Annotated in this window: 27 protein-coding genes; 12 read left to right on the top strand and 15 right to left on the bottom strand. The window is 69.9% G+C overall.

Annotation, left to right across the window (positions count from 1 at the left end):
• Positions 1-3: 3 nt before the first annotated feature.
• The 4 genes from VIL76_RS05335 to VIL76_RS05320 are packed head-to-tail and all read right to left on the bottom strand — an operon-like array spanning position 4 to position 3,163.
• Positions 4-942 carry a MotE family protein gene (locus tag VIL76_RS05335; RefSeq protein ID WP_332043963.1) on the bottom strand — a complete coding sequence of 313 codons (939 nt, stop codon included), beginning with the start codon at positions 940-942 and terminating at the stop codon, positions 4-6.
• Complete coding sequence (locus tag VIL76_RS05330) at positions 939-1,433, bottom strand: DUF6468 domain-containing protein (protein ID WP_332043962.1); 495 nt, start codon at positions 1,431-1,433, stop codon at positions 939-941. Before VIL76_RS05330 ends, VIL76_RS05335 begins: the two co-directional genes overlap by 4 nt.
• 5 nt (positions 1,434-1,438) lie before the next feature.
• Entirely contained in the window at positions 1,439-2,527 is a 1,089-nt protein-coding gene (gene fliM, locus VIL76_RS05325) for a flagellar motor switch protein FliM (protein ID WP_414695415.1), read from the bottom strand.
• A gap of 33 nt (positions 2,528-2,560) precedes the next feature.
• Positions 2,561-3,163, bottom strand: a complete 603-nt coding sequence (locus tag VIL76_RS05320; protein ID WP_332043960.1) for a flagellar basal body-associated FliL family protein — start codon at positions 3,161-3,163, stop codon at positions 2,561-2,563.
• A gap of 206 nt (positions 3,164-3,369) precedes the next feature.
• On the opposite strand from VIL76_RS05320, the gene flgF reads away from it, so the two are divergent.
• The 5 genes from flgF (at position 3,370) to VIL76_RS05295 (ending at position 6,940) form a co-directional block, all read left to right on the top strand.
• Positions 3,370-4,107 (top strand): flagellar basal-body rod protein FlgF, encoded by a 738-nt coding sequence (gene flgF, locus VIL76_RS05315; RefSeq protein ID WP_332043959.1) that lies wholly within the window; start codon positions 3,370-3,372, stop codon positions 4,105-4,107.
• Between the two features lie 14 nt (positions 4,108-4,121).
• Positions 4,122-4,910 (top strand): flagellar basal-body rod protein FlgG, encoded by a 789-nt coding sequence (gene flgG / locus VIL76_RS05310; RefSeq protein WP_332043958.1) that lies wholly within the window; start codon positions 4,122-4,124, stop codon positions 4,908-4,910.
• 3 nt (positions 4,911-4,913) lie between these two features.
• Positions 4,914-5,654 carry a flagellar basal body P-ring formation chaperone FlgA gene (flgA, locus tag VIL76_RS05305; RefSeq protein WP_332043957.1) on the top strand — a complete coding sequence of 247 codons (741 nt, stop codon included), beginning with the start codon at positions 4,914-4,916 and terminating at the stop codon, positions 5,652-5,654.
• Between the two features lie 8 nt (positions 5,655-5,662).
• On the top strand, positions 5,663-6,400 hold the full coding sequence (gene flgH, locus VIL76_RS05300) for a flagellar basal body L-ring protein FlgH (RefSeq protein WP_332043956.1): 738 nt from the start codon (positions 5,663-5,665) through the stop codon (positions 6,398-6,400).
• Positions 6,401-6,475: 75 nt separating this feature from the next.
• A complete protein-coding gene (locus VIL76_RS05295) occupies positions 6,476-6,940 on the top strand; it encodes a hypothetical protein (RefSeq protein WP_332043955.1) in 465 nt (154 codons plus the stop codon).
• On the opposite strand, the gene dxs is transcribed toward VIL76_RS05295, so the two are convergent.
• Genes dxs through VIL76_RS05280 form a run of 3 tightly spaced genes read right to left on the bottom strand, consistent with a single transcriptional unit; the run spans position 6,937 to position 10,009 of the window.
• Entirely contained in the window at positions 6,937-8,856 is a 1,920-nt protein-coding gene (dxs, locus tag VIL76_RS05290; protein WP_332043954.1) for a 1-deoxy-D-xylulose-5-phosphate synthase, read from the bottom strand. The two genes, VIL76_RS05295 and dxs, sit on opposite strands and share 4 nt — an antisense overlap.
• Before the next feature lie 26 nt (positions 8,857-8,882).
• Entirely contained in the window at positions 8,883-9,767 is an 885-nt protein-coding gene (locus tag VIL76_RS05285) for a farnesyl diphosphate synthase (RefSeq protein WP_332043953.1), read from the bottom strand.
• Positions 9,767-10,009, bottom strand: coding sequence for an exodeoxyribonuclease VII small subunit (locus tag VIL76_RS05280; RefSeq protein ID WP_332043952.1), 243 nt, complete (start codon positions 10,007-10,009; stop codon positions 9,767-9,769). Before VIL76_RS05280 ends, VIL76_RS05285 begins: the two co-directional genes overlap by 1 nt.
• Before the next feature lie 116 nt (positions 10,010-10,125).
• Here VIL76_RS05280 and VIL76_RS05275 point away from each other — a divergent pair, with 116 nt between their 5' ends.
• Positions 10,126-11,490, top strand: coding sequence for an alkaline phosphatase PhoX (locus VIL76_RS05275; protein ID WP_332043951.1), 1,365 nt, complete (start codon positions 10,126-10,128; stop codon positions 11,488-11,490).
• Here the strand turns inward: VIL76_RS05275 and VIL76_RS05270 are convergent.
• From VIL76_RS05270 to VIL76_RS05255, 4 genes are read right to left on the bottom strand one after another with little or no spacing between them, the layout of a single operon-like run.
• Positions 11,480-12,181, bottom strand: coding sequence for a hypothetical protein (locus tag VIL76_RS05270; RefSeq protein ID WP_332043950.1), 702 nt, complete (start codon positions 12,179-12,181; stop codon positions 11,480-11,482). The genes VIL76_RS05275 and VIL76_RS05270 overlap by 11 nt on opposite strands.
• 19 nt (positions 12,182-12,200) lie before the next feature.
• Positions 12,201-14,105, bottom strand: a complete 1,905-nt coding sequence (locus VIL76_RS05265) for a tetratricopeptide repeat protein (protein ID WP_332043949.1) — start codon at positions 14,103-14,105, stop codon at positions 12,201-12,203.
• A gap of 4 nt (positions 14,106-14,109) precedes the next feature.
• Complete coding sequence (locus tag VIL76_RS05260) at positions 14,110-14,733, bottom strand: histidine phosphatase family protein (protein WP_332043948.1); 624 nt, start codon at positions 14,731-14,733, stop codon at positions 14,110-14,112.
• A 48-nt stretch (positions 14,734-14,781) separates the two neighbouring features.
• Entirely contained in the window at positions 14,782-15,708 is a 927-nt protein-coding gene (locus tag VIL76_RS05255) for a histone deacetylase family protein (RefSeq protein ID WP_332043947.1), read from the bottom strand.
• A 30-nt stretch (positions 15,709-15,738) separates the two neighbouring features.
• Here VIL76_RS05255 and VIL76_RS05250 point away from each other — a divergent pair, with 30 nt between their 5' ends.
• From VIL76_RS05250 to VIL76_RS05225, 6 genes are all read left to right on the top strand, one after another.
• Complete coding sequence (locus VIL76_RS05250; protein ID WP_332043946.1) at positions 15,739-16,314, top strand: GNAT family N-acetyltransferase; 576 nt, start codon at positions 15,739-15,741, stop codon at positions 16,312-16,314.
• 117 nt (positions 16,315-16,431) lie between these two features.
• On the top strand, positions 16,432-16,920 hold the full coding sequence (locus VIL76_RS05245; RefSeq protein ID WP_332043945.1) for a recombinase family protein: 489 nt from the start codon (positions 16,432-16,434) through the stop codon (positions 16,918-16,920).
• Between the two features lie 95 nt (positions 16,921-17,015).
• Positions 17,016-17,498: a hypothetical protein gene (locus VIL76_RS05240; RefSeq protein ID WP_332043944.1), complete on the top strand. Its 483-nt coding sequence runs from the start codon at positions 17,016-17,018 to the stop codon at positions 17,496-17,498.
• Positions 17,498-17,932 (top strand): hypothetical protein, encoded by a 435-nt coding sequence (locus VIL76_RS05235; RefSeq protein ID WP_332043943.1) that lies wholly within the window; start codon positions 17,498-17,500, stop codon positions 17,930-17,932. The genes VIL76_RS05240 and VIL76_RS05235 overlap by 1 nt, the downstream gene beginning before the upstream one ends.
• Before the next feature lie 78 nt (positions 17,933-18,010).
• On the top strand, positions 18,011-19,186 hold the full coding sequence (locus tag VIL76_RS05230) for a VWA domain-containing protein (RefSeq protein WP_332043942.1): 1,176 nt from the start codon (positions 18,011-18,013) through the stop codon (positions 19,184-19,186).
• 55 nt (positions 19,187-19,241) lie between these two features.
• Complete coding sequence (locus VIL76_RS05225) at positions 19,242-19,901, top strand: TetR/AcrR family transcriptional regulator (RefSeq protein WP_332043941.1); 660 nt, start codon at positions 19,242-19,244, stop codon at positions 19,899-19,901.
• On the opposite strand, the gene VIL76_RS05220 is transcribed toward VIL76_RS05225, so the two are convergent.
• Genes VIL76_RS05220 through VIL76_RS05205 form a run of 4 tightly spaced genes read right to left on the bottom strand, consistent with a single transcriptional unit; the run spans position 19,898 to position 23,160 of the window.
• Entirely contained in the window at positions 19,898-20,188 is a 291-nt protein-coding gene (locus VIL76_RS05220) for a hypothetical protein (protein WP_332043940.1), read from the bottom strand. The genes VIL76_RS05225 and VIL76_RS05220 overlap by 4 nt on opposite strands.
• A gap of 33 nt (positions 20,189-20,221) precedes the next feature.
• Positions 20,222-20,491, bottom strand: coding sequence for a hypothetical protein (locus VIL76_RS05215; protein ID WP_332043939.1), 270 nt, complete (start codon positions 20,489-20,491; stop codon positions 20,222-20,224).
• Between the two features lie 18 nt (positions 20,492-20,509).
• Positions 20,510-21,931: a UdgX family uracil-DNA binding protein gene (locus VIL76_RS05210; protein WP_332043938.1), complete on the bottom strand. Its 1,422-nt coding sequence runs from the start codon at positions 21,929-21,931 to the stop codon at positions 20,510-20,512.
• Positions 21,931-23,160: a putative DNA modification/repair radical SAM protein gene (locus VIL76_RS05205; protein ID WP_332043937.1), complete on the bottom strand. Its 1,230-nt coding sequence runs from the start codon at positions 23,158-23,160 to the stop codon at positions 21,931-21,933. The genes VIL76_RS05210 and VIL76_RS05205 overlap by 1 nt, the downstream gene beginning before the upstream one ends.
• Positions 23,161-23,194 lie beyond the last annotated feature (34 nt).

Raw genomic sequence — 23,194 nt, 5'->3', positions numbered from 1 at the left:
GCGCTACCCGGCCTTCGGCGCCGGCGTGGCCGACGGCGGAACTGCGGGGGCGGCCGCCGGCGGGGCGGCGGCCTGGGCCTGCGGCTGGGGCGTCGCGGCCTTCGGCTGCGGCGTGTTGCGGGCCTGCCGCGGCGGCTGACGCTTCGGCGCCGGCGTGGCGGCCTTGGCGGGAGGGGTGGCGCCCGCCTGGGCGGCAGGCTGAGCCCCGGCCTGGGCGGCGGCCTTGTTGGCTTCGGCCGCAGCGTTGGCGGCCATGGCCTTGGCCTCGGTGAAGCGCTTGGCCATGCCTTCGGAGAGCTTCTTGGCCTCGGACGGCGGCATCTGCGCCATGATCGCCGAGAGCGCGCGCTCCTTCATCTTGGCCGCGATCGGCAGGCGCACGCTATCGTCGAGCATGACGAACCGCGGCGCGGCGTCCTTGGCCTTCATGCCTTCGAACACCCGCACCAGACGGTCGATCTCGGCGGCTTCCATCTTCTCGGCCTGCACGAGCAGGGCCTGGATGTCGCCCTTCAGGCCGGTCAGCGCCTTCACCTTGGCGTCGAGCTTGGCCTCGGCGGCGGCCATCAGGGCGAGCTGGGTGTTGAGCTCGTTCTCGCGCTCGTCGAGCTGGCCGCGGCGCACGCCCAGACTCTGCAGCACCTGCAACTCGGCAGGCGACAGCCCGGCCTCCTTGGCGAGCTCCGCGGCGGTGGGCGCGCAGACGGCCTTCGGCGTGATGGTGGGCGGCGGCAGGCCCGCGGCGACGTCCTTCGCCTCGCCGGTCTCGGCCTTCTCGTCCTTGCCCTTCTCGGGCTTGGCGCCCTTGGCGGCTTCCTCGGCGAACGCCTTGGCGCCGGAGACCAGGTTCGGCAGGCCCCGGGCGCCGGCCATCGCGTTGATGGCGAGGACGCCGCCCATGGCGACGCCCACCAGCGGCAGGATGCGGGGGATGTTCTTCATCGACGGCCACCCGCGAGGGAGGTGAGCGTCAGCGGCTCCTCGAACAGCTCGTCCTCAAAGGCGGGACGGGGGCGCGACGGGGCCGGCGCGCTCCTGACCAGCCGCTCGGGCCGCTGGCGCGCCTCGCGGGCGGCGGCCAGCAGGGCGCCGAGGCGCCGCTCCTGGGCGGCGTCCTTCGGCGGTTCCAGGATCGGGCCCGCAGGCATGGCCGGCGCCTGGTCGACGAGGCGCTCCAGCTTGGCGGCGAGCGTCCGGCCCTTCTCGATGCGGTCGGCGAGCGCGTCGGTGGCCTCGTCGGTGGCGGCCCTCAGGTCGGCGAGCCCCTGCTCGGCGCGCTCGGCGGCGGCGTTCAGCTCGCTGACCGCCTTGGCGAAGCCGTCGTGGCTGTCGCGAAGGGCCTGCAGGCGCTTGTTCAGCCGCCAGCCCATGACCAGGGCGGCGAGCAGCAGGCCGGCGAGCAGGAGGTTCAGGCCGATGCCGATGATGCTCATGGTCTCTAGCCCTTCTGGACGGCTTGCTTGGCGTGCGGCGTCAGCGGCGCCTCCACGCGGATGGCGATGTGCTGGTTGCGGCGCCCCATGCGGCCGCGGGTGAGCGGGATCTGGCCGGCGCGCAGCTCCACGAGGCTGTCGGGCGTGGCGTTGAGCGTGAGCGTGTCGCCGACCTTCAGGTCGAGCACCTGCTTGAGCGGCACCTGCTGCTCGTCCAGCACGGCGCGGACCTCCATGTTGGTGGTCCAAAGCTCGGTGGCCAGGTGGCCTTCCCAGATGTTGTCGCGGCCGAACTTCTCGCCCATGAACTGCTGCAGCAGCATCTTCCGGATGGGCTCGAGGGTGGCGTAGGGCAGCAGGAGCTCGATGCGGCCGCCGCGGTCTTCCATGTCGATGCGCAGCTTCACCAGGATGGCGGCGTTGGCCGGCCGCGCGATGGCGGCGAAGCGCGGGTTGGTCTCCAGCCGGTCCAGGGTGAAGGTCACCGGCGTCAGCGGCTCGAACGCCTCGCGGGCATCGGACAGCACCACCTCGACCATCCGCTGCACGAGCACGCGCTCGATGGTGGTGTAGGGCCGGCCCTCGATGCGCATGGCCGCGGTGCCTCGCCGGCCGCCCAGCAGAACGTCGACGATCGAATAGATCAGGTTGGAATCGACCGTCAGGAGGCCGTAGTTGTTCAGCTCCTCGGCCTGGAAGACGCAGAGGATGGCCGGCAGCGGGATCGAGTTCAGGTAGTCGCCGAAGCGGATCGACGAGATGTTGTCGAGGCTGACCTCGACGTTGTCCGAGGTGAAGTTCCGCAGGCTCGTCGTCATCAACCGCACCAGCCGGTCGAAGACGATCTCCAGCATCGGCAGGCGCTCGTAGGAGACCAGCGCCGAGTTGATGATCGCGCGGATGCCGGTGCGCTCCGAGCCCTCCTCGTCGGAGAGATCGAAGCCCAGGAGGGAGTCGATCTCGTCCTGATTCAGGATCCGCTCGGAGGACGGCCCGCCCTCGCCCGCAGCCTGCGCCGCCGGCACGTCGCCTTCCTTCCAGCCGGGGGCGCCGGCCGAGGTCGCTTGCGGATTGTCGGGACTGTCGCTGGCCATGGTCACGCTACGCAACTCGGCGCCTGGTGGGCGCTAGTTGATGAGCATCTCCTCGATGAGGACCGCGTTCGCCTTCGACGGCGCGATCACGAGGTTGACCCGGCGCAGGATCTCCATGCGCAGCTGGTAGGAGCCCTGGCTGCCGGAAAGGTCTTCGGGCCTGAGCTCCCTGAGGAAGGTCTGGAACATGTCCTGCAGCCTGGGCATGTTCGGGTCGAGCTCTTCGACGGTGTGCTCGTCCGGCAGCTCCAGGGTGAGCTTCAGCTTCAGGAAGGTTGGGCGACCGTCGGCGGTCTGCATGTTCACGACCACGTCGGGCATGGTGTAGAAGATCACGCCGTCGGGCCCTTCGCGGATCTGGGCGACCTCGCCCTCCTTGCCGCCCTTGCCGCCGTGTTCCTTCTCGTCCTTCTTCTTGCCCTTCTTCTTCTCCTTGCCCTTCTCGGCATGCGCCTCGTCGGGCTTGGGCTTGAGGAACATGAAGGCCGCGCCCCCGCCCCCGCCCAGCACCAGGACGGCCGCGACGCCGGCGATGATCAGCATCTTCAGCGGCAGCTTTTTCTTGGGCGCGCCCTCGCCGTCCTCGCCTTCGGCGGCCTCCCCTGCGGGGGCTTCCTTGACCTTGTCTTCGGCCACGCGCGCGTTCCTTAGAATCTTGGCTCCCTCTGAATGGCCCCGGTTTGGTTAAGAGACGGTTGTTAACCGGTGCGGACGCTGCCCGGCAGAAATCGCCGACCGGTCGCCGTTAACCATTTTAACCCTTGGAATTCCCGAGGTTTTTGGCTGGCCCGAAGCTTGCAGCCGGATTGGGCGAAAGTGTCGCTCCGCCAAGGCCTGCGTTAATGGACAACACCAACTTCGTCGGACTGTCCCGCCAGATCGTGCTTCGTCGCGAGATGGACATCATCGCCAACAACATCGCCAACGCCGACACGGCGGGCTTCAAGGTCGAGAGCCTGATGACCAGGGCCGAGCCCAAGGCTCCGGCCTTCACCCTGGGCGGACCGAAGCCGGTGAAGTTCGTGGTCGCCGACGGCGTGCTGCGCGATTTCACCCAGGGCGCGGTGCGCCGCACCGACGGCCCGCTCGACTTCGCCATCGAGGGCCAGGGCTTCTTCCGCGTCCGCGGCGACGAGGGCGAGCGGTTCACCCGCGACGGCCGCTTCCGCACCGACGAGGTCGGCCGGCTGGTCACCCAGGGCGGCGCCATGGTGCTGGACGAGGGCGGCGGCGAAGTCACCATCGATCCCGAGCGCGGCCCGCTCATGATGGGCGCCGACGGCACCCTGACGCAGAACGGCGAGCGGGTCGGCAAGCTGGCGGTCGTCGAATTCGAGAACCTCTCCGTGCTCGAGAAGACCGGCGACAACCTGCTGCAGAACACCTCCAACGAACAGCCGCGCCCGGCCACCGAGGCGCGCCTGCGCCAGGGGATGCTGGAAGGCTCGAACGTCCAGCCGATCCTGGAGATCACCCGGATGATCGAAGTGTCCCGGGCCTACGAGTCGATGGCCCGGATGATGGACTCCAACGCCGACCTCGCGCGCCGCTCCGTCGAGCGCATGGGCCGGGTGCAGTAAGGGGAGATTAGACGATGCAGGCTCTCAGAACCGCCGCCACGGGCATGGCGGCCCAGCAGCTGAACGTCGAGGTCATCTCGAACAACATCGCCAACATGAACACGGTGGCGTTCAAGCGTCAGCGCGCCGAGTTCCAGGACCTGCTCTACCAGACGCTCGAGCAGCCCGGCGCCCAGTCGTCGGACCAGGGCACCATCGTGCCCACCGGGGTGCAGGTGGGCGCGGGCGTCAAGGCCGGCGGCGTCTACCGGATCGCCACCCAGGGCGCCATGACGCGGACGGACAACCGCCTCGACCTGGCCATCGAGGGCCGCGGCTGGTTCCAGGTGCTGCTGCCGTCCGGCGAGACCGCCTACACGCGGGCCGGCAACCTGGCGACCAACGACCAGGGCCAGATCGTCACGCAGGACGGCTATGCGATCCAGCCGACCATCACGATCCCCAACGACGCCACTGACGTCACCATCGACGCCACGGGCCAGGTGCAGGTCACCCAGCCGGGCGCCACCGTGCCCAATGTGGTGGGCACTCTGGAGCTCGCCACTTTCGTGAATGAGAACGGCCTCTCGGCCATGGGCGGCAACCTGTTCAAGGAGACCCCCGCCTCCGGCGCGGCGCTGACCGGCACGCCCGGCACGAACGGCGTCGGCACGCTGCTGCAGGGCTACACCGAGGCCTCCAACGTTGACGCGGTGGCCGAGATCACCGCCCTGATCATCGCCCAGCGCGCCTACGAGATGAACTCCAAGGTGATCTCCACGGCAGACAACATGCTGGGCGTGGCCAACCAGGTGAAGTCGTAAGCCATGCGCAGGCTCGCCCTCGCCGCCGCACTGCTCGCCTTCGCCACCCCGGCCTTCGCGGGCCAGCCGGTGGCGCTCAAGGCCGACGCCTCCGACGGCGACGGCCTCGTCACCCTGGGCGACATCTTCGAGGGCGCGGGCGCGGCGGCGAAGGTGCCTGTGGCCAGCCGCGGCGGCGCGAGCCTGATCCTGGACGCCGCCGTCGTGCAAGGCGTGGCCCGCCGCGCCGGGTTGGACTGGGCCAACGCCGAGGGCCTGCGGAAGATCGTGGTGCGAGGCTCGTCGACCCAAGGTCCGGCGGCGGTCGCGTCGCGCGGCAACGTCGAGGTGCTGACCTACGCCCGCAGCCTCACGGCCGGCGAGGTGGTGCAGCCTGCCGACGTCGTCTGGGGCAAGGCCGCCGCCGCGCCCGCCGACACCCCGTCCGACGCCGACCAGGTGATCGGGCTCGCCGCCAAGCGGCCGCTGCGCGCCGGCGCTGCGGTGTCGCTGCGCGACGTGGCCGCCGCCCAGGTGATCAAGGCGGGCGAGGTGATCACCGTCACCTACCAGGACGGCGGCATCTCCCTCTCCATGCAGGGCAAGGCCATGGGAGCCGCCGGCGAGGGCGAGTTCGTCAACGTCCAGAACCTCCAGTCCAGGAAGATCCTGCAGGCGCTCGTCATAGGCCCCGGCCAGGCGATCGTCGGCCCTGCCGCGGATCAGCTCAAGGCCGCCCGCTCCACCCGTATCGCTTCGCGCTAGAGGTCCTCATGCGTCTCCGTCTGCTCACGCTCCTCGCCTTCGCCCCCCTCGCGGCCTGCTCCACCGTCGTGGAGGCGGTGAAAGGCCCGGAGCTGGCCCCTGTCGGCTATCCGGCGGCCCTGGTGCCGCGCGAGCAGGCGATCATGCCGCTGGCGTCAGCTCGCGAGCCGCTGCCGCAGGCGGCCAGCGCCAACTCGCTCTGGCGAGTGGGCGCCCGGACGTTTTTTCAGGACCAGCGCGCCAGCCGGGTCGGCGACATCCTGACCGTCAACATCGACATCGACGACAGCGCCAAGACGATCAATTCGACGACCAGCTCTCGCAACTCCGGGATCACGGCGGGCGTGCCGCACTTCCTCGGGCTGGAGTCCAGCCTGGGCAAGATCCTGCCGGGCGGGTTCGACCCCTCCGCGGCGATCGAGACGGCGTCGAAGACGGCGAACACCGGCTCCGGCGCGGTGAACCGGGCCGAGAAGATCTCGCTGACCATCGCCGCCGTCGTCAGCGCCGTCCTGCCCAACGGCAACCTCGTGATCCAGGGCACGCAGGAGGTGCGCACCAACACCGAGCTGCGCCAGCTCACCGTCGCCGGCATCGTGCGGCCGGAGGACATCACTTCGGCCAACACCATCCGCCACACCCAGATCGCCGAGGCGCGCATCAGCTACGGTGGGCGCGGCGACATCAGCCGGGTCCAGAAGACGCCGTCGGGCCAGTCCCTGGTGGAGCGCTTCTCCCCCTTCTGAAACCGGATGTGACCGGGGTCGCAGAACCACGGGCCTCGGTCGGCGTTCTCCTCCCACGGGGGAGGGAACCCGACCATGCGCCGCCGCGCCATCTTCAGCCTGATCGCCGCCTGCGCCATCTCGGCCTGCGCCCACCAGACCACGCCGCCCGTGGCCGCCGTCGAGGGCATGCGTTGGATCGAGGTGGAGGGCGACGACCCCAAGGTGGCCTTCGGTGTGCCCGACAGCGACGTGATGGTGGTGATGATGACCTGCGCGCCCAGGTCGGGCCAGGTCGCCATCGCCGTCACCGCCGCGCCGGACGCCAAGCCTCGCGCGGTCGAGCTGCGCTCCGGCCAAGCCGCCCAGCGGCTCGCCGCCGTCACTATGCCGTCTGAGCTGCATGACGGGCTAGTCGAGACCGCCGCGCCGGCCTCTGGCCCGGTGCTGGCCAGCTTCGCCCGGACGGGCGAGCTCGCCATCGGGGTCGGCGCCTCGCCCATGCTCCTGCCGGCGGCCGATCGCCAGATGGCCGGCCGGTTCGTGGAGGCCTGCCGCTAGGCCCGGCGGCCCTTAGCCGAAGCGTTGCTGACGCCAAGCGCCGCCAAGGCGGTGCGGACAATGCCTTCGGCGTCGAGGCCCGCCTGGGCGTACATGGCCTCGGGCTTGTCGTGGTCCTGGAAGATGTCCGGCAGGTTGAGGGTGCGCACCTTCAGGCCGCGGTCGAGGGCGCCGTGCTCGGCCAGCGCCTGAAGGACGAAGGCCCCGAAGCCGCCCATGGCCCCTTCCTCGACGGTGATCAGCGCCTCGTGCTCGCGGGCTAGCCTCAGCACCAGGTCGAGGTCCAGCGGCTTGGCGAAGCGGGCGTCGGCGACCGTCGCGGAGAGGCCGCGCGCCGCCAGCATGTCGGCGGCCTTCAGGCTGTCGGCGAGCCGGGTGCCGAGCGACAGGATGGCCACGGCCGTCCCCTCGCGCACGATGCGGCCCTTGCCGATCTCCAGGGGCTCCGGAAGGTGGGGGATCTCCACCCCGCTGCCCTCGCCGCGCGGATAGCGGAAGGCGCTCGGCCGGTCGTCGACGGCCACCGAGGTGGCGATCATGCGGGCCAGCTCGGCCTCGTCGGCGGCGGCCATCAGCACCATGCCGGGCAGCGCGCCGAGATAGCCCACGTCGAAGGAGCCGGCGTGCGTCGGGCCATCGGCCCCCACCAGGCCGGCGCGGTCGATGGCGAAGCGGACGGGCAGCCGCTGGATGGCCACGTCGTGGACCACCTGGTCGTAGCCCCGCTGCAGGAAGGTGGAATAGATCGCGCAGAACGGCTTCAGGCCGTCGGCGGCCATGCCGGCCGCGAAGGTCACCGCGTGCTGCTCGGCGATGCCCACGTCGAAGGTGCGGTCGGGGAAGCGCTGGGCGAAGAGGTCGAGGCCCGTGCCGGACGGCATGGCGGCCGTCACCGTGACGATCTTCGGGTCCCGCTCGGCCTGCTTGATAAGCTCGGTGGCGAAGACCTTGGTGTAGCTGGGCGGGCCGGCCTGGACGGGCTTGGCCTGCTGGCCGGTCACGACGTCGAACTTGACCACGCCGTGGTACTTGTCGGCCGCGCTCTCGGCCGGACCGTAGCCCTTCCCCTTGTGGGTGACCACGTGGACCAGGACGGGCTTGTCCTTGATGTTGCGGGCATTGGAGAGGACGTGGACCAGGGCGTCCATGTCGTGCCCGTCGATGGGACCGACGTAGTAGAAGCCCAGTTCCTCGAAGAAGGTCCCGCCGGTGACCATGCCGCGAGCGAACTCCTCAGCCTTCCTGGCGGCGTCCTGCAGGGGCCGCGGGAAGGCCTTGGCCACCGACTTGCCGACCTTGCGCAGCTGGCGGTAGCCGCCGCCGGAGACCAGGCGGGCCATGTAGGCGCTCATCCCGCCCACCGGGGGCGCGATGGACATGTCGTTGTCGTTGAGGATGACCGTGAGCTGCTTGGTGGTCTCGGCGGCGTTGTTCATCGCCTCGTAGGCCATCCCGGCGCTCATGGCGCCATCGCCGATCACCGCCACCACGGAGTTGTCGCGCCCCTCGCGGTCGCGGCCGACGCAGAAGCCCAGGGCCGCGGAAATGGAGGTGGAGGCGTGCGCGGCGCCGAACGGGTCGTATTCGCTCTCAGCGCGCTTGGTGAAGCCGGAGAGCCCGCCGCCCTGCCGCAGGGTGCGGATGCGGTCGCGGCGGCCGGTGAGGATCTTGTGCGGATAGGCCTGGTGGCCGACGTCCCAGATCAGGATGTCCCGCGGGGTCTCATAGACGTGGTGCAGCGCGACGGTGAGCTCCACCACCCCCAGGCCGGCGCCCAAATGGCCGCCGGTCTGCGAGACCGCGTCGATGGTCTCCAGGCGAAGCTCCTCGGCCAACTGCTTGAGCTGGGGGATGGAGAAGCCGCGCGTGTCGGCGGGCGTGGAGACCTGGTCGAGGAGCGGCGTCACGGGAGGCATGGATACGCGGACTTCTGAAGCAGCGGTCAGTTGCGGCGCTCTAGCACGAAATCGACGCTCGCCCGCAGGAATTCGGCCCGCTTTCCAAAGGATTCCAGGTGATCTTTTGTCTGTTTTCGAAGCAGGCCGAGGCGTTCGCGTGCCGCATCGACGCCTAGCAGGGTGACGAAATTCGCCTTGCCCTTGGCCGCATCCTTGCCCGCCGCCTTGCCCATCAGTTCGGGGTCGCCCTGCGCGTCTAGCAGGTCGTCGACGATCTGGTAGGCCAACCCCAGGTCGTGGGCGAACGCCAGCAGGGCGTGGCGCTCGGCCTCCTTGGCCCTGGCCATGACCAGCGGCAGCTCGAAGGCCGCGGCGATGAGCGCGCCGGTCTTCAGCCGCTGCATCCGGGCGACGCCGCCGAGGTCGCCGGCATGCACGCCGACCATGTCGATCATCTGGCCGCCGACCATGCCTCGTGCGCCGGCGGCGTGGGCGAGCTTCATCACCAGCTCGGCGCGGATGGAGGCGTCCGAATGGGTGTCGGGGTGGGCGAGGATCTCGAAAGCGGCGGCCTGCAGGGCGTCGCCGGCGAGCACCGCCGTGGCCTCGTCATAGGCCCTGTGCACGGTGGGCCGACCGCGCCGCATGTCGTCGTCGTCCATGCACGGCAGGTCGTCGTGGATCAGGCTGTAGGCCTGGATGCACTCCAGCGCGCAGGCGGTCCGCAGCACGGAGCGTTCGTCGAGGTCGAACATCCGCCCGGTCTCCAGGGCGAAATAGGTGCGCAGCCGCTTGCCCGGTCCGAGCGCCGCATAGCGCATGGCCTCGGTGAGGCGGGACTCGGCGCCCTCACCGCGCGGCAGCAGCTCGTCCAGCGCCACCGTGACCAGGTCGGCCGCCTCGGCGACCCGCTGGGCGAGGTCGGCCATCAACCGAACTCGGCGGGCTCGACCCCAGGAGCGCCCCCGGCGCCCATGACGATCTTCTCGACGCGCAGGCGCGCGGCCTCCAGGCGCTTCTCGCAGTGCGCCTTCAGCGCCGCGCCGCGCTCGTACATGCGGATGGAGTCCTCGAGCGGCGCCTGGCCCGACTCCAGGCGCGCGACGATCTGCTCCAGCTCGGCCAGGGCCTGCTCGAAGGTCAGGCTCTCGATGTCGGCAGGTTCGGACATGGCGCCTCTTCGAAGGTCCCTCGCCAACGTCCTAAGACGCGCGCACCGGCCGCACAACCGTCATTGGACTGTCGCGCGCGGGCTGGATAGCAAGGGCGCGTCATCGGGGAGCTTCCATGTCCTTCAGCCGCCGCAGCTTCCTGGCGCTCGCCGCCACCTCGGCCGCCTTCGGTGGGCTGCAGCGCGCCTACGCCCAGGCGCCGGAGTACCGCAACGAGGTCACCGGCTACGGGCCGCTGAAGCCGGACCCGGCCGGGATCTTCGACCTGCCGGAAGGCTTCAGCTACCGCGTCGTCAGCCGCGCCGGCCAGCCGATGGACGACGGCCTGCTGACGCCCGGCCGCATGGACGGCATGGGCTGCTTCCCGGCGGGCCGCGACCGGGTGGTGCTGGTGCGCAACCACGAGCTCCGCCCCTCGCACCCTGGCCAGTCCGCCTTCGGCCCGGGCGAGGCGCTGGTCTCGAGGCTGCCCGCCGACAAGGTCTATGATCGCACGGCCGCGGGCGTACCGATGGCCGGCGGGACCACGAGCCTGGTGTGGGACCTCAAGGCGCAGACGCTGGTCGCCCATCACATGAGCCTGGCCGGCACGGCCGTGAACTGCGCAGGCGGGATCACGCCCAGGCGGACCTGGCTCTCCTGCGAGGAGGTGGAGCTGCAGAAGGGGCCCGACGCCGGCAAGGACCATGGCTGGGTGTTCGAGGTGCCGGCCGACCTGCGCGGCCTCGCCGACCCTGTGCCGATCACCGGCATGGGCCGCTACAAGCACGAGGCCACGGCCACCGACCCGCGCACCGGGATCGTCTACCTGACCGAGGATGCGCCGGACGGGTTCTGTCTCTTCTACCGCTACCTGCCGGATGATCGCGACCGGCTGCACAAGGGCGGCAGGCTGCAGGCGATGGGGTTCCGGGACCGCGGCGACCCGCGGAACTGGGACACCCGCTGGTGGAAGCCGGGCGAGAAGCGCAAGGCGGTCTGGATCGACCTCGACGGGGTCGACAGCCCCGACAACGCACTGCGCCACCGGGGGCACGCCAAGGGCGCGGCGTGGTTCGCCCGCGGCGAGGGCATCTTCTTCGGGGACCGCGAGCTCTACTTCGCCTGCACCAGCGGCGGCCCGACCCGCAACGGCCAGATCATCCGCTACCGTCCTGCCAACGACGAGGTGGCGCTGTTCATCGAGCCGTCCGACGCCGCGGTCATGAGCATGGCCGACAACCTGGCGATCTCACCGTATGGCCACCTGTTCGTTTGCGAGGACAAATATGCCGGCAAGAACGGGCTGAAGGGGGTGACGCCGAAGGGCCAGACCTACACCTTCGGGCGCAACGCCGTAGCGCCGCCGAACCACAAGGCGCCGAACGCCGAGCTGGCGGGCGTCTGCTTCTCGCCCGACGGCTCGACGATGTTCGTCAACGTCTACTCGCCTGGCGTCACGCTCGCGATCACGGGCCCGTGGCGGCGCTTCAGAGCTTAGCGGGCTTGGTCTTGGCGTCGATGGTGCGGCGGTAGGCGGCGCGCCAGTCGTCGGCGTAGTCGCTGTCCTCGTAGCCTGTGAAGTAGGGCCCACCGAGCGTGAAGTGGGCGACCTTGGCGCCCGGGTTGTAGTCGTACTCGCCCACCAGCCAGTTCCACTCCAGCGGCAGGTCGCCGATCAGCGCCTCATCGTCCAGCCAGTGGAACTGGTGCAGCTGCAGGCCCGAAGCGCTGGCGACGTACTCCGGGGTGAGCGCACGGCAGCGGGCGTTGTTGAGCAGCATCACGCTCGACCAGTTCTTCTTGGCGTACTTGGCCTGCTGGTGGTTCAGGAACTTGATCTCGCTCTTCGGCACATAGTCGTGCTTGGCGACCATCACTGCGTAGCGGTCGTCGGCGAGGGCGAAGAGCTCGGCGAAGTCCGCCCTGGCGACCATGTCGCAGTCCATGAACAGGCTCCAGCCCTCGTAGCCGGACAGGTACGGCGTCAGGAACCGCGAGAACGAGAACTCCGTCGACTGCTGGGCCAGCATCTCGCGGTCGAACACCGGCTTCAGCGAGGTGAGGTTGATCGGCGTGAACCGCACGGGCTGCGAGCACTGCTCCAGGATCGACTGGCAGAGCACGTGGTAGGCGACGATCTCCTGCCGGTCGAAGCCGATGTAGACGTCGAGGACGGGCGAGGTCGGCAAACGGCTCTCCGAAGCGGGCTCAGGCGGCGAGACGGCCGCGCAGGAGGTCGGCGATCTCGGCGATGATCGGCTCCCAGGCGCCCGGCTCCGGCTGGCGGAAGATCCGCACCGAGCCGTACCAGGGCATGGATGGTCCGCTGAGCGTGTAGCGCCACTCGGGGTCGTGGGGAACCAGGGTGAGACATTCCTGCCCAACCGCCCCGCACAGGTGCACCAGGGCGGTCTGCACCGAGACCACCAAGTCGAGGCTCTGCACCAGGGCCGCGAGCTCTTCGAAGTCGTCGATCTCCGCGGCCGGGAAGACCCGGACGTCGGCCCCCAGGGCGGCGTTGGCGGCGGCGACGTCGGCCTCGACCTCGCCGTACTGCAGGCTCACGAACTGGCACCCTGGCAGGGAGATCACCGGGGCGAACTGCTCCAGGCCCAGCGAGCGGCGGACCGTCCCTGTGCGGGGACTGCCGCCCTTCCAGGACAGGCCGATGCGCAGGTTCTCAGGTCGAGGCCCGAGGCGCGCGGCCCAGGCTTCGCGCACCTGCGCGCGGGGCCTGAGGAACGGCGTGGCCGGGAAGTCCTCCAGCCGGTTGCGCCAGATGCGCCCGAGGCTGCCCATGGCCAGCACCACGTCGTAGTCGCCGACATTGGCCGAAGAGCCCGGCACCGGCAGGAACTCCACGCTGGGGAACGAGCTGGAGAACAGCCGGACCAGGCGCGCGTCGCAGGCGCAGGTGACGTGGCTGGCGACAGCGAGCAGGTCGGGGATCACGCTGGCGAACATCACCTGGTCGCCGATGCCCTGTTCGGCCACCAGCAGCACACGCTTGCCTGCCAGCTGCTCGGGCGTCGCATCGGTGGTGAGCTTGCGGCGCACCTCCGGCGTGATCACCCCGGCGCCGGCCAGGAACTCCTCCACGTCGAGACGCTTCTCGTAATCCTTCCAGCCCGTCTCGAAGTCCTTCAGCAGCAGGTGCATGAAGGCGCGGCGGTAGTAGGCAAGCGGGTTCGTGGGATCCTCGGCTATGGCCTGGCCGAGCGTCTGCAGCGCCTCCTGGGGACGCCGCAGCTTGGTCTGCGCCAGCGCCACGCGGGTCAGCGCCTCATAGCGCAGGGCGCCGGTCGGCAGGATCGCCTGGAAGCAACCCAGCGCGTCCTCGAAGCGGCCAAGGCTGTGCAGGGCGATGCCGCGGGCGAGCAGCAGGTCCGCCGGGCTTTCCCCCGCCTTCAGCCCCTCGTCGGCGAGCGCCAGGGCCTCCTCGAATCGGCCCTGCTCGATGAGCAGGACGTTGAGGTTGCGGGCCGCGGCCGGGTGCCCTGGGGCGCCGGCCAGGCCCTCCCGGTAGGCCGCCTCCGCCTCGCCCAGCCGGCCCAGCGCCTTGAGCGCTGAACCCCTGTTGACCAGGACGCCGACCAGGCCGGGGGCCATCTGCAGCGCCTTGTCGAAACTGGCCAGCGCTGCCTGCGGCTTCACCTCGCGCAGCTGCGCCACGCCCAGGTCCGCATAGGCCTCCGGATCGTCGGGCCTGAGCTCGCAGACGCGGCGCAGCTGGGCCTCGGCCGCGGCCGCCTCGCTTCGGCGGTGCAGGTCCATCGCCCAGGCCTGACGGAGCTTGACCTCCAGCGCCTCCGCCTGGGGTCCGGAGCCGCGGGCCCTCAGCTCGCGCTCGGCGTCGTCGAACCGGCCCGCGGCGGTGAGGCCCTGCACGTAGCCGGTCCAGGCCGGGAAGTCCGGCGGCGCGGTCTCCACCGCCTCGGCGAGCAGGGGCAGCGCCTGGTCGAAGTCGCGGCGGCGCACGAGCAGGAGGCCCAGGTTGTAGCGCGCCCTGAGGTTGTCCGGATCACCTTGGAGGACGGCCCGGTAGCCCGCCTCCGCCTCGTCCAGCCGGCCATCGCGGTGAGCGGCGACCGCCGCCTCGATGTCGGCGGCCATTTGCCTATCTCGCCCGCTCGAAGCGGCGCATGGACCAGTATTTGTAGCCCTCGCTCCAGGCGAGCCGCCAGCCGCGGCGCCTCAGCGCACGACCGATCATGAAGTTGAAGAAGCCGTGCGCCAGCACGACGACGTCCTCGCCCTTCTCCGCGTGCTCGATCAGCATGGCCGCGGCCTCCTCGGCGCGCTTCTCAGCCTGGCGGCGCGTCTCCTGGCCCTCGTGGTGGTTGAAGAACCACCACCAGACCCTCGCCCAGAAGCCCCACATCTTCGGCGACATGCGGACCCATGCCGGCCACCTGGGCGGCGGCAGCGGCGCCTCGACCAGCATGTCGTGGCGAGTGAACTCACGCCCCTTCGCCAACGCCTGGGCGCTCTCGATGGAGCGCAGCCGGGTAGACGCCACCAGGGCGCCGCACTTGTCCACGAACTGCAGCAGGGTGTCGGGCGGGGTCTGGCCGGGCAGCAGCCCCAGGACCTCATAGTCCGCCCAGAACTTGCGATATTCGTCCGCCGACAGCCTCACCTTGCGCGACAGCGCGGGCTCGCCATGGCGGGCGAGGATGATGGCGCCGGATCTGGCCGTCGCCGGCGCACCGGCACGCTCGGGGCTCAAGACGTTGGCCATTCCATCCGGACGGCGGCGGCGGTCCCGCTCACGCTGTCCACGTTTCCTCTACCCCTCAGCCAGGGCTCTCACGTGCGCAAGCGCAGATTGGCCCAGAGCTTCAAGGTCGTAGCCGCCCTCGAGCGAGGAAACAACCCGGCCCCTCGCGTGGCGGTTGGCCACGGCGGCGATGGCCCGCGTGGCCCAGGCGAAGTCCTCCGCCTCCAGACTCTGCCCCGCCTCGCCGATGGGGTCGCGGCGGTGCGCGTCGAAGCCCGCGGAGACGATGATCAGGTCGGGGGCGAAGTCGTCGACGTGCGGCATCAGGCTCTCGAACGCCCGCCGCCACACCCGCGCCGGCGCCCCGGCGGGCGAGACGGCGTTGACGATGTTGTCGGGCGCCGGCTCGTCCGGATGGCCGGTGCCCGGCCACATCGGCCACTGCTGGATCGACGCCAGGAACAGCCCCTCTTGGCCGGCGAAGGCGGCCTGGGTGCCGTTGCCGTGGTGGATGTCGAAGTCGACCACCGCCACCCGCGCGAGGCCGGCCGCCTGGGCGGCGCGGGCGGCCACCGCCACGTTGGAGAAGATGCAGAAGCCCATCGGGAGCGCAGGCTCGGCGTGGTGGCCCGGCGGGCGCACCGCGCAGAACGCCCGCTCGGCTTGGCCCGCCGCCACCGCGCGGACTGCGGCCACCACCGCGCCCGCTGCGCGGCGCGAGGCGTTCAGGGAGCCGGCGGACATGAAGGTGTCGGCGTCGAGCTGGCGCAGGCCCTCGCCGGGCGCAGCACGCACGATCGCGTCGACATAGTCCTGCGGGTGCACGCGGGCGAGGTCGGCGGCCTCCACCAGAGGAGCCTCGAACGGCGCGAGGTCGAGATCGGATGCGTCGGCCAGCGCGTCGGTCACGGCCTGCAGGCGCTCCGGCCGCTCCGGGTGCCACTCGCCGGGGCGGTGGTCGAGCATGTCGCTGTGCGTGTAGAGGGAAAGGCTCATGCCTCATCCTAACCGGAATCCCCGCCCCGCATGATGCCTGAGCCCACCATCCGCCGCGCAGGACCCGCCGACGCCGAAGCCCTGGCCAAGATCGGCGCGGCGACCTTCACCGAGACCTTCGCCCACCTCTACCGGCCGGAGGACCTCCGAGCCTTCCTCGAGGAAGCCTACGGCCTGGATCAGACGCGCCGGAACCTGGTCGATCCCAGGCGGGCCGCCTGGCTGGTCGAGGCGGAGGGAAAGGTCGTTGGCTACGCCGAGGCCGGCCCCTGCGGGCTGCCGCATGACGATGTCACTCCGGCGTGCGGGGAGCTGAAGCGGTTCTACCTGTTGAAGTCGTGGCAGGGCGGCGGCATGGGCGCGCGGCTGTTCGATGAGGTGGTCGCCTGGCTGCAGGCAAACGGCCCTCGCGACGTCTGGATCGGCGTCTGGTCCGAGAACCACGGAGCCCAACGGTTCTATGGCCGGCGGGGGTTCGAGAACGTCGGCGAATACGGATTCCGCGTGGGCCAGACCGTGGACCACGAATTCATCCTCCGCCGCCGCGGGGAGAGTTTTGCCCGGAATGTGGCGGAAACGGCCAAGGACGAACACATTTCCGCCTAAGTGACTGTCGTTCTCCGGTCTTCATTGCCTCGATTTAAGGATTACCCGCCTTGGCGAACGGCCAGGCTTTTGGGACGCTCTGTTCCGCTTGGGAGAGCGTGTTCAGGAGCGTACGGCATGCTGAGGATCGGCTATGCGCAGTCTAGCGACGGCGACGATGCGGAGACGCTGAGACGCCTCGGCTGCCACGTGGTGCGGGCCGAGGAGCCGGACGCGCCGCCCGGATACGACTCCGCCGCGCTCTATTCGGTGCTCGATTTCATTGGCCAGGGCGACCAGCTGGTCGTGACCCGCCTTGAGCACCTCGGCCACGGCAGCCGGCTGGTGCTGGACGTGCTCGACAAGCTGGAGCAGCGCGGCGCCAGCCTCTACGTCGCCGAGCCGCCCATCTCCACCGAAGGCGAAGGCGGCCGCGCCCTCCGCGCCGCCCTGGAAGCGGTGGCGGCGGTCGACCCGCAGCCCCTGCTGCGCCGCCGCCGCGGTGCGCCGGCCCGCGAGATCATCGAACTGCAGCGCGCCGGGGTGGGCCCCGTCGAGATCGCCCGCCGACTCGGCGTCTCGCGCATGACCGTCTGGCGCAAGCTGAAGTCCGCCCACGTGGCCTGAACGCCAACAAGCTTGACTATTCATCCGGCCGTCAGCTTGACCGTGGCTCTTAATCGCCATCGGCCCACGGGGGGCCGCAACGAGAAGAGCCGACCATGACCTTGCGTGTCTTCGCCGCCGCCATCGCGGCCCTGTCCCTTTCCGCCTGCGCCACCGCGACGGTGGGTTCGCAGCGGCTGGAGATCGATCCGGCGCTCGCCCAGTCCAGCCATATCAACGTGGTGCGGATGACCAGTGAATGGGTGCGGGCGAACGAGGATTTCACCGACACCTTCACGGACTCCGTGCTGGAGAACGTGCGCGCCTGCGCTACGGGACCGAACAAGCTGGACCTGCACATCCATGTCATCGGGGTCCAACGGGAGAACCGGCTCGTGGCGGTGCTCGACGGCGGACAACACGAGATCGCCGCCATCGCGGAGCTGGTGGAGCCCTCGACGCGGACCGTGGTCGGCCGATATCCGATCCACGTCGCGGTTGACGCCGGCTCGCCGATCGCGGCGCTGTTGTCCGACCGCCAACTGATGGTGAGCGACGCGTTCGCCACCGAGCTGTGCAACCAGGCCTTCGGACGCTGATGAGACCCGCCCTCGCCCTTGTCGCCACCTCCATCCTAGCCGGCTGCGCGACCGCCCCGCCGCCGCAGCCGGCCGGACGCTGGAGTCTGCAAGCCTCGGCGACGGCAGGGGCGGCGCTGGTGTTCAGCGACGAGACGCGGATCGCCTGCCGCCGCAACCCGCCGGATTTGTTGGTGTCCGCGCCCAACGGGCCCGGCACGGGGGGCAAGGTGACGCTTTCGGTGGGCCGGCAGACCTTCGATCTGCAGGGCGAGGCGGGCGCGCCCAGCCTCGTCGCCACGGGACCGCTGCCCCCTGGCCTGCCGGCGGCGCTGATGTCCGGTGGGCCCGTGGTGATCCGCGCCGGCGGCGCGAACCTGCAGATGCCACCGCCCGACGGGAAGCTGGCCGCGGCCTTCGCGATCTCCTGCCGCAGCGGGCCCGGCCTGGCCTAGGCGCCGCACTAGACTTCCGGGACCCGCGGCCGCATCTTCGGCGTTCAAACGACTGTTCGCCGCCAGAGGGCGCTCCGCATGTTCATGCGCTTCTTCACCGAACTGCGTCAGGCCAAGGTGCCGGTGACGCTGAAAGAGTACCTCATGCTCATGGAGGGGCTCGACAAGGGCGTGATCGACCGCTCGGTGGACGACTTCTACTACCTTTCGCGCGCCAGCCTGGTGAAGGACGAGAAGAACCTCGACAAGTTCGACCAGGTGTTCGGCCACGTCTTCAAGGGCCTGGAGCGGCTGGACGGCGAGATCGCCCACGACATCCCGGCCGAGTGGCTGAAGAAGATCTCGGAAAAATTTCTCACCGAGGAGGAGAAGGCGCAAATCGAGGCCATGGGCGGCTTCGACAAGCTCATGGAGGCGCTGGCCGAGCGCATCCGCGAGCAGAAGGAGCGCCACGAGGGCGGCAACAAGATGATCGGCACCGGCGGGACCTCGCCGTTCGGCGCCAACGGCTACCACCCCGAAGGCATACGCATCGGCCAGGACAAGGGCCGGCACGGGCGCGCCATCAAGGTCTGGGACAAGCGCGAGTACAAGAACCTCGACGACTCCGTCGAGCTCGGCACCCGCAACATCAAGGTGGCGCTTCGCCGGCTTCGCAAGTGGGTGCGCGAGGGCCACCCCGACGAGATCGACATGCCGGCCACCATCAAGGGCACGGCGGAGAAGGGCTACCTGGACATCAACATGCGCCCCGAGCGGCGCAACAAGATCTCGGTGCTGATCTTCTTCGACATCGGCGGATCGATGGATTCGCACATCAAGGTCTGCGAGGAGCTGTTCAGCGCCGCCCGCTCCGAGTTCAAGAACATGGAGTTCTACTACTTCCACAACTGCCTCTATGAGGCCGTGTGGAAGGACAACCGCCGCCGCCACGCCGAGAAGATCAACACCTGGGACGTGCTCCACAAGTTCCCGCACGATTACAAGGTAATCTTCGTCGGCGACGCCACCATGAGCCCCTACGAGGTGACCTATCCGGGCGGCTCGGTGGAGCACTGGAACGAGGAGCCGGGCGCCGTCTGGCTCGACCGCGTGGCGCAGATCTACGAGCACATGGTGTGGCTGAACCCCACGGCCGAGCGGCACTGGGACTACACGCCTTCGATCGGGGTCATCAAACAGCTGGTCAACGACCGGATGTACCCGCTCACCATCGAGGGTCTGGACAAGGCCATGCGGGAACTGTCGCGCTGACGTTGCGACAACTGCGCGTGACGGCCTAGTCTCGCTGATGTCCTAAGGGATTCGCATGACCGATCCCCAGCTGCACGACGCCGCCGAGAGCGACGAGGCCCAGGCCGCCACCAAGGCCGCGGTGTTCAACGCCGCCGAGCGCCTCTTCGCCCTGCACGGCTTCCAGAACGTCTCAGTGCGCGACATCACCGCCGAGGCCGGCGTGAACCTGGCGAGCGTGAACTACCACTTCGGGTCCAAGGACGCCCTGCTCTTCGAGATCTTCCGCCGGCGCACCAGCGAGCTCAACCGCGAGCGAGCCCGCATGCTGCACGAGGCATCCGACCGCCATGGCGGGACCCCGCCCGTGCGCGAGATCCTGGAGGCCTACTTCACGCCTTCGCTGCGCTGGGCCGCCCCGGACCACGAGCGGCGGATCAGCGTGCAGTTCATCATCCGCGCTCGCTCCGAGGGCACCGCCCAGATGCGCGACGCCATCCAGAACGACGTCAGCCACCTCGAGCGGTTCGCCAACGCGCTGATCGCCGCCCGGCCGGACCTGCCGCGCGAGGAGGTCTACTGGCGGCTGCACTTCTGCCTGGGCATGGTGCACAACAACCGCTTCCTCGAGTTCGACCGGCTGCACCACCTCTCGGGCGGCCTCACCCGCGAGGCCGACACCCAGGCCCTGCTGAGGCGGATGCTCGACTTCGCCGAAGCGGGCTTCCTGCGCTAGCGGTCCGCGGGCTCGGTGACGCCGTAGGCCGCCATCAGCGCGGAGCAGTCCTCGCGCTCCTTCGACTTCCAGGCCTGAGCGTTCGTGAAGTCCTTGGCGTCCTCGTAGGCGATCGCGACAAGCTTGGCCTTTACGCACATGTCCATGGGATCGGCCTTGCGCCGTGCGGTCTCGTAGCCGGAGACGGCGTCCTGGATCCGCATGTTGTTGAGGTTCTGCCGCTGCCCCTCGGCCACTTGAGCGCAACCGGCGAGCGGCAAGAGGGCGAATAGGACAAGGGAGCGCATGTCAGCCTCCGAAAGAAGAGGCGAAAGCTTAGCCTAGAAGCCTTCCTGCGCCACCACCGCGGTGACGGGCGCGCGCCGGAAGAGCACGCCGCGGTAGCGGACGCCGCCTTCCTCCTCCTGGACCTCGTCCTGAGCGAGGCGGACGAACTCGTCCCAGCGGTCCTCGGGCATCAGCAGCACCAGGTCGTGGAGGTCGCGGGCGTAGGCGTCGATCTCGCGGTCGGCCTCCTCGCGGATGTCGCGGACGTCGGCGTTGGCCGGGTCTGTCTGGTCCAGGTGGCTGGGGTGTGGCGTCTGTTCCATGCCTAGCCAACCCACAGCCTAGGCGGCGAGTTTCCAGGCGAACCTCAGGTCGTCGACGAACATGGCGTAGGCCTTCGCCTTGGCCTCCTTGTCGGGCACGCGCAGCAGGTAGGAGGGGTGGTAAGTCACCACGCCCTGCGCCTGGTCCGGCAACTGGATAGCCTGCTGGCGGAACTTGCCGATGGGCGTGGGCTTGCCGAAGACCGACAGCGCGGCGGTGGAGCCCAGCGCCACGATGACCCGCGGCCGCACGATGCGGCGTTCGTTGTCCAGCCACCAGCGGCAGGCCTGGACCTCGCCGCCGTCGGGGGTCTTGTGCAGCCGGCGCTTGCCGCGGACCTCGTGCTTGAAGTGCTTCACGGCGTTGGTGACGAAGGTCTCGGCGCGGGGCACGCCGGCCTCGGCGAGCGCACGATCGAGCACCTTGCCGGCGGGGCCCACGAAGGGCTTCACGGCCTGCTCCTCGTTGTCGCCGGGCTGCTCGCCGACGAACATCAGCTTGGCGGACTTGGGGCCCTCGCCGGCCACGCCGTTGCCGCAGCGCCAGAGGTCGCAGCGGCGGCAGGCGGAGACGCCGGCCCAGACCTCCTCGAGGGTGGTGGGCGCCTGGCCGTCGAAGGGGGCGTCGCGGCTGGCGCGCTGGGCGGCGCGGACCATGCGGCGGTCCGGCTCGGTGGGCGCTTTCGCGATCATGGCCTGGGTCTGGGCCTCCGCCTTGGCGATCAGTTCCGGAATGAGCGCGGCTTCGGGCAGGTTCCGCCAGTAGGCCTTCGGCATCTCCTTCTGCATGGCCTTCACCTTCAGGCGGGCGGGGTTGAAGATGGAGGCGTAGTAGGTGCGCCAGTAGTCCTCCAGGGCGTCCTCGGAGGGGGCGTCGGCCGCGTCGGCGCCTGGCGTGAAGGTGAGCTCCGCGGTGTCCCAGTGGGCGCAGGCGTCGGGCGTCAGGATCGAGAAGCGCATGTTGGCGAAGCGGCGGACGAAGAAGCCGGCTGCGGCCTCGGTCACCCGGTGGGCCGGCTCGAACCAGGCCACGTAGCGCTCGGCGCCGTCGGGGTCGCGGGTCTCCCGGAAGCGGACGAAGGCGTGCATCTTGTGGATGGCGGTGGAGACCTGCTTCTCCAAGGCCCGGGCGCGGGCCACGTCGGGGTCGGAGCGGACGTGGAGCAGGTTGGGCTCCGACTGCAGGCGCCACAGCAGGCGGTAGAGCAGGGCGAAGCGGTCGTCGGAGCGGTGCAGGACCACCTGGCGGGCGAGGTCGAGGAAGGCCCTGGGGACGCTCAGCGCGCCGGGCGCGGGAGCGACGGTCTGTGGCAGGAGGCTCGGCTCGCCGTCCACCGTCCAGACGACGGCGGCGGGTTCTATGTTCCGTATACGGAGCGACCGGGCGGCGGCGCGCCAGCCGTCGAAGTCGGTTTCGGAGGCGAGGCGGACAACCTCCATCAAAACAACTGCATCTGCTCGGGCGGCGGGGCCAGGCGGGCGCGGAGGTCGTCGCGGTCGGTGAGGCCGCCGGGGCTCCAGTCGTCGGTGACGATGAAGGGCTTGAGCTTGTCGATGCCGCGGGAGAGCTGTCGCACGTTGGCCAGGGTCAGGCGGGTGAAATGTCGCTCCGTCAGGATGCGGTCCACGGCCTTCACGCCGAGACCGGGCACGCGCAGCAGGCGCTCCCGGTCGGCGGTGTTCACGTCGACCGGGAAGTCCCCGCGGTTCCGAAGCGCCCAGGCGAGCTTGGGGTCGATGGCGAGGTCTAGGTCCTCGGCCTCGCCGATGATCTCGGCGCGGGCGAAGCCGTAGAAGCGCATCAGCCAGTCGGCCTGATACAGGCGGTGCTCGCGCACCAGGGGCGGGCGCTGCAGCGGCAGGCGGGCGGTGGCGTCGGGGATCGGCGAGAAGGCGGAGTAGTAGACGCGTCGCAGGCGGTAGGCGCCGTAGAGCGTCTCGCTGCGCTTCAGGATCTCGCCGTCGGAGGCCTCGTCGGCGCCCACGATCAGCTGAGTGGACTGCCCGGCCGGGGCGAACTTGGGCGCAGCAGTCTTGATGGCCTTGTCCTTGCCGGCCTCCTCGCCGAGGCGCACCGCGCCCATGGCCTTCTGGATGCCGGCGGCGTCCTTCTCGGGCGCGAGGCTCTTGAGGCTCTCGTCGCGGGGCAGCTCGATGTTGATGGACAGCCGGTCGGCGTAGAGGCCGGCCTCGTTGACCAGGGCCGGCGCGGCTTCCGGGATCACCTTCAGGTGGATGTAGCCGCGGAAGTCGTGGACCTCGCGCAGGGTGCGCGCCACGCCCACCAGCTGCTCCATGGTGTAGTCCGGGCTCTGGATGATGCCGGAGGAGAGGAACAGGCCCTCGATGTAGTTGCGCCGGTAGAAGCCGAGCGTCAGGTCGACGACCTCGGCCACCGAGAACCGCGCGCGGGTGATGTTCGAGCTCACCCGGTTCACGCAGTAGGCGCAGTCGTAGACGCAGAAGTTGGTCAGCAGGATCTTGAGCAGGCTGATGCAGCGGCCGTCGGGCGCATAGGCGTGGCAGATGCCCATGCCGCCATCGGTGGAGCCCATCCCCTTCCCGCCCACGGAGTCGCGCTTGACGCTGCCCGAGGAGGCGCAGGAGGCGTCGTACTTCGCGGCGTCGGAGAGGATGGCGAGCTTGCGCTTCAGGTCGAGGACGGCCATGCCGCGAGGGATATAGTTCGCGCTTTGTTCTGTA

Source organism: Phenylobacterium sp. (assembly GCF_036563285.1).
Lineage (GTDB): Bacteria > Pseudomonadota > Alphaproteobacteria > Caulobacterales > Caulobacteraceae > Phenylobacterium.
The sequence above is the reverse complement of the archived record's forward strand: the minus strand, read 5'-3'. Positions and strand labels throughout refer to the sequence as shown.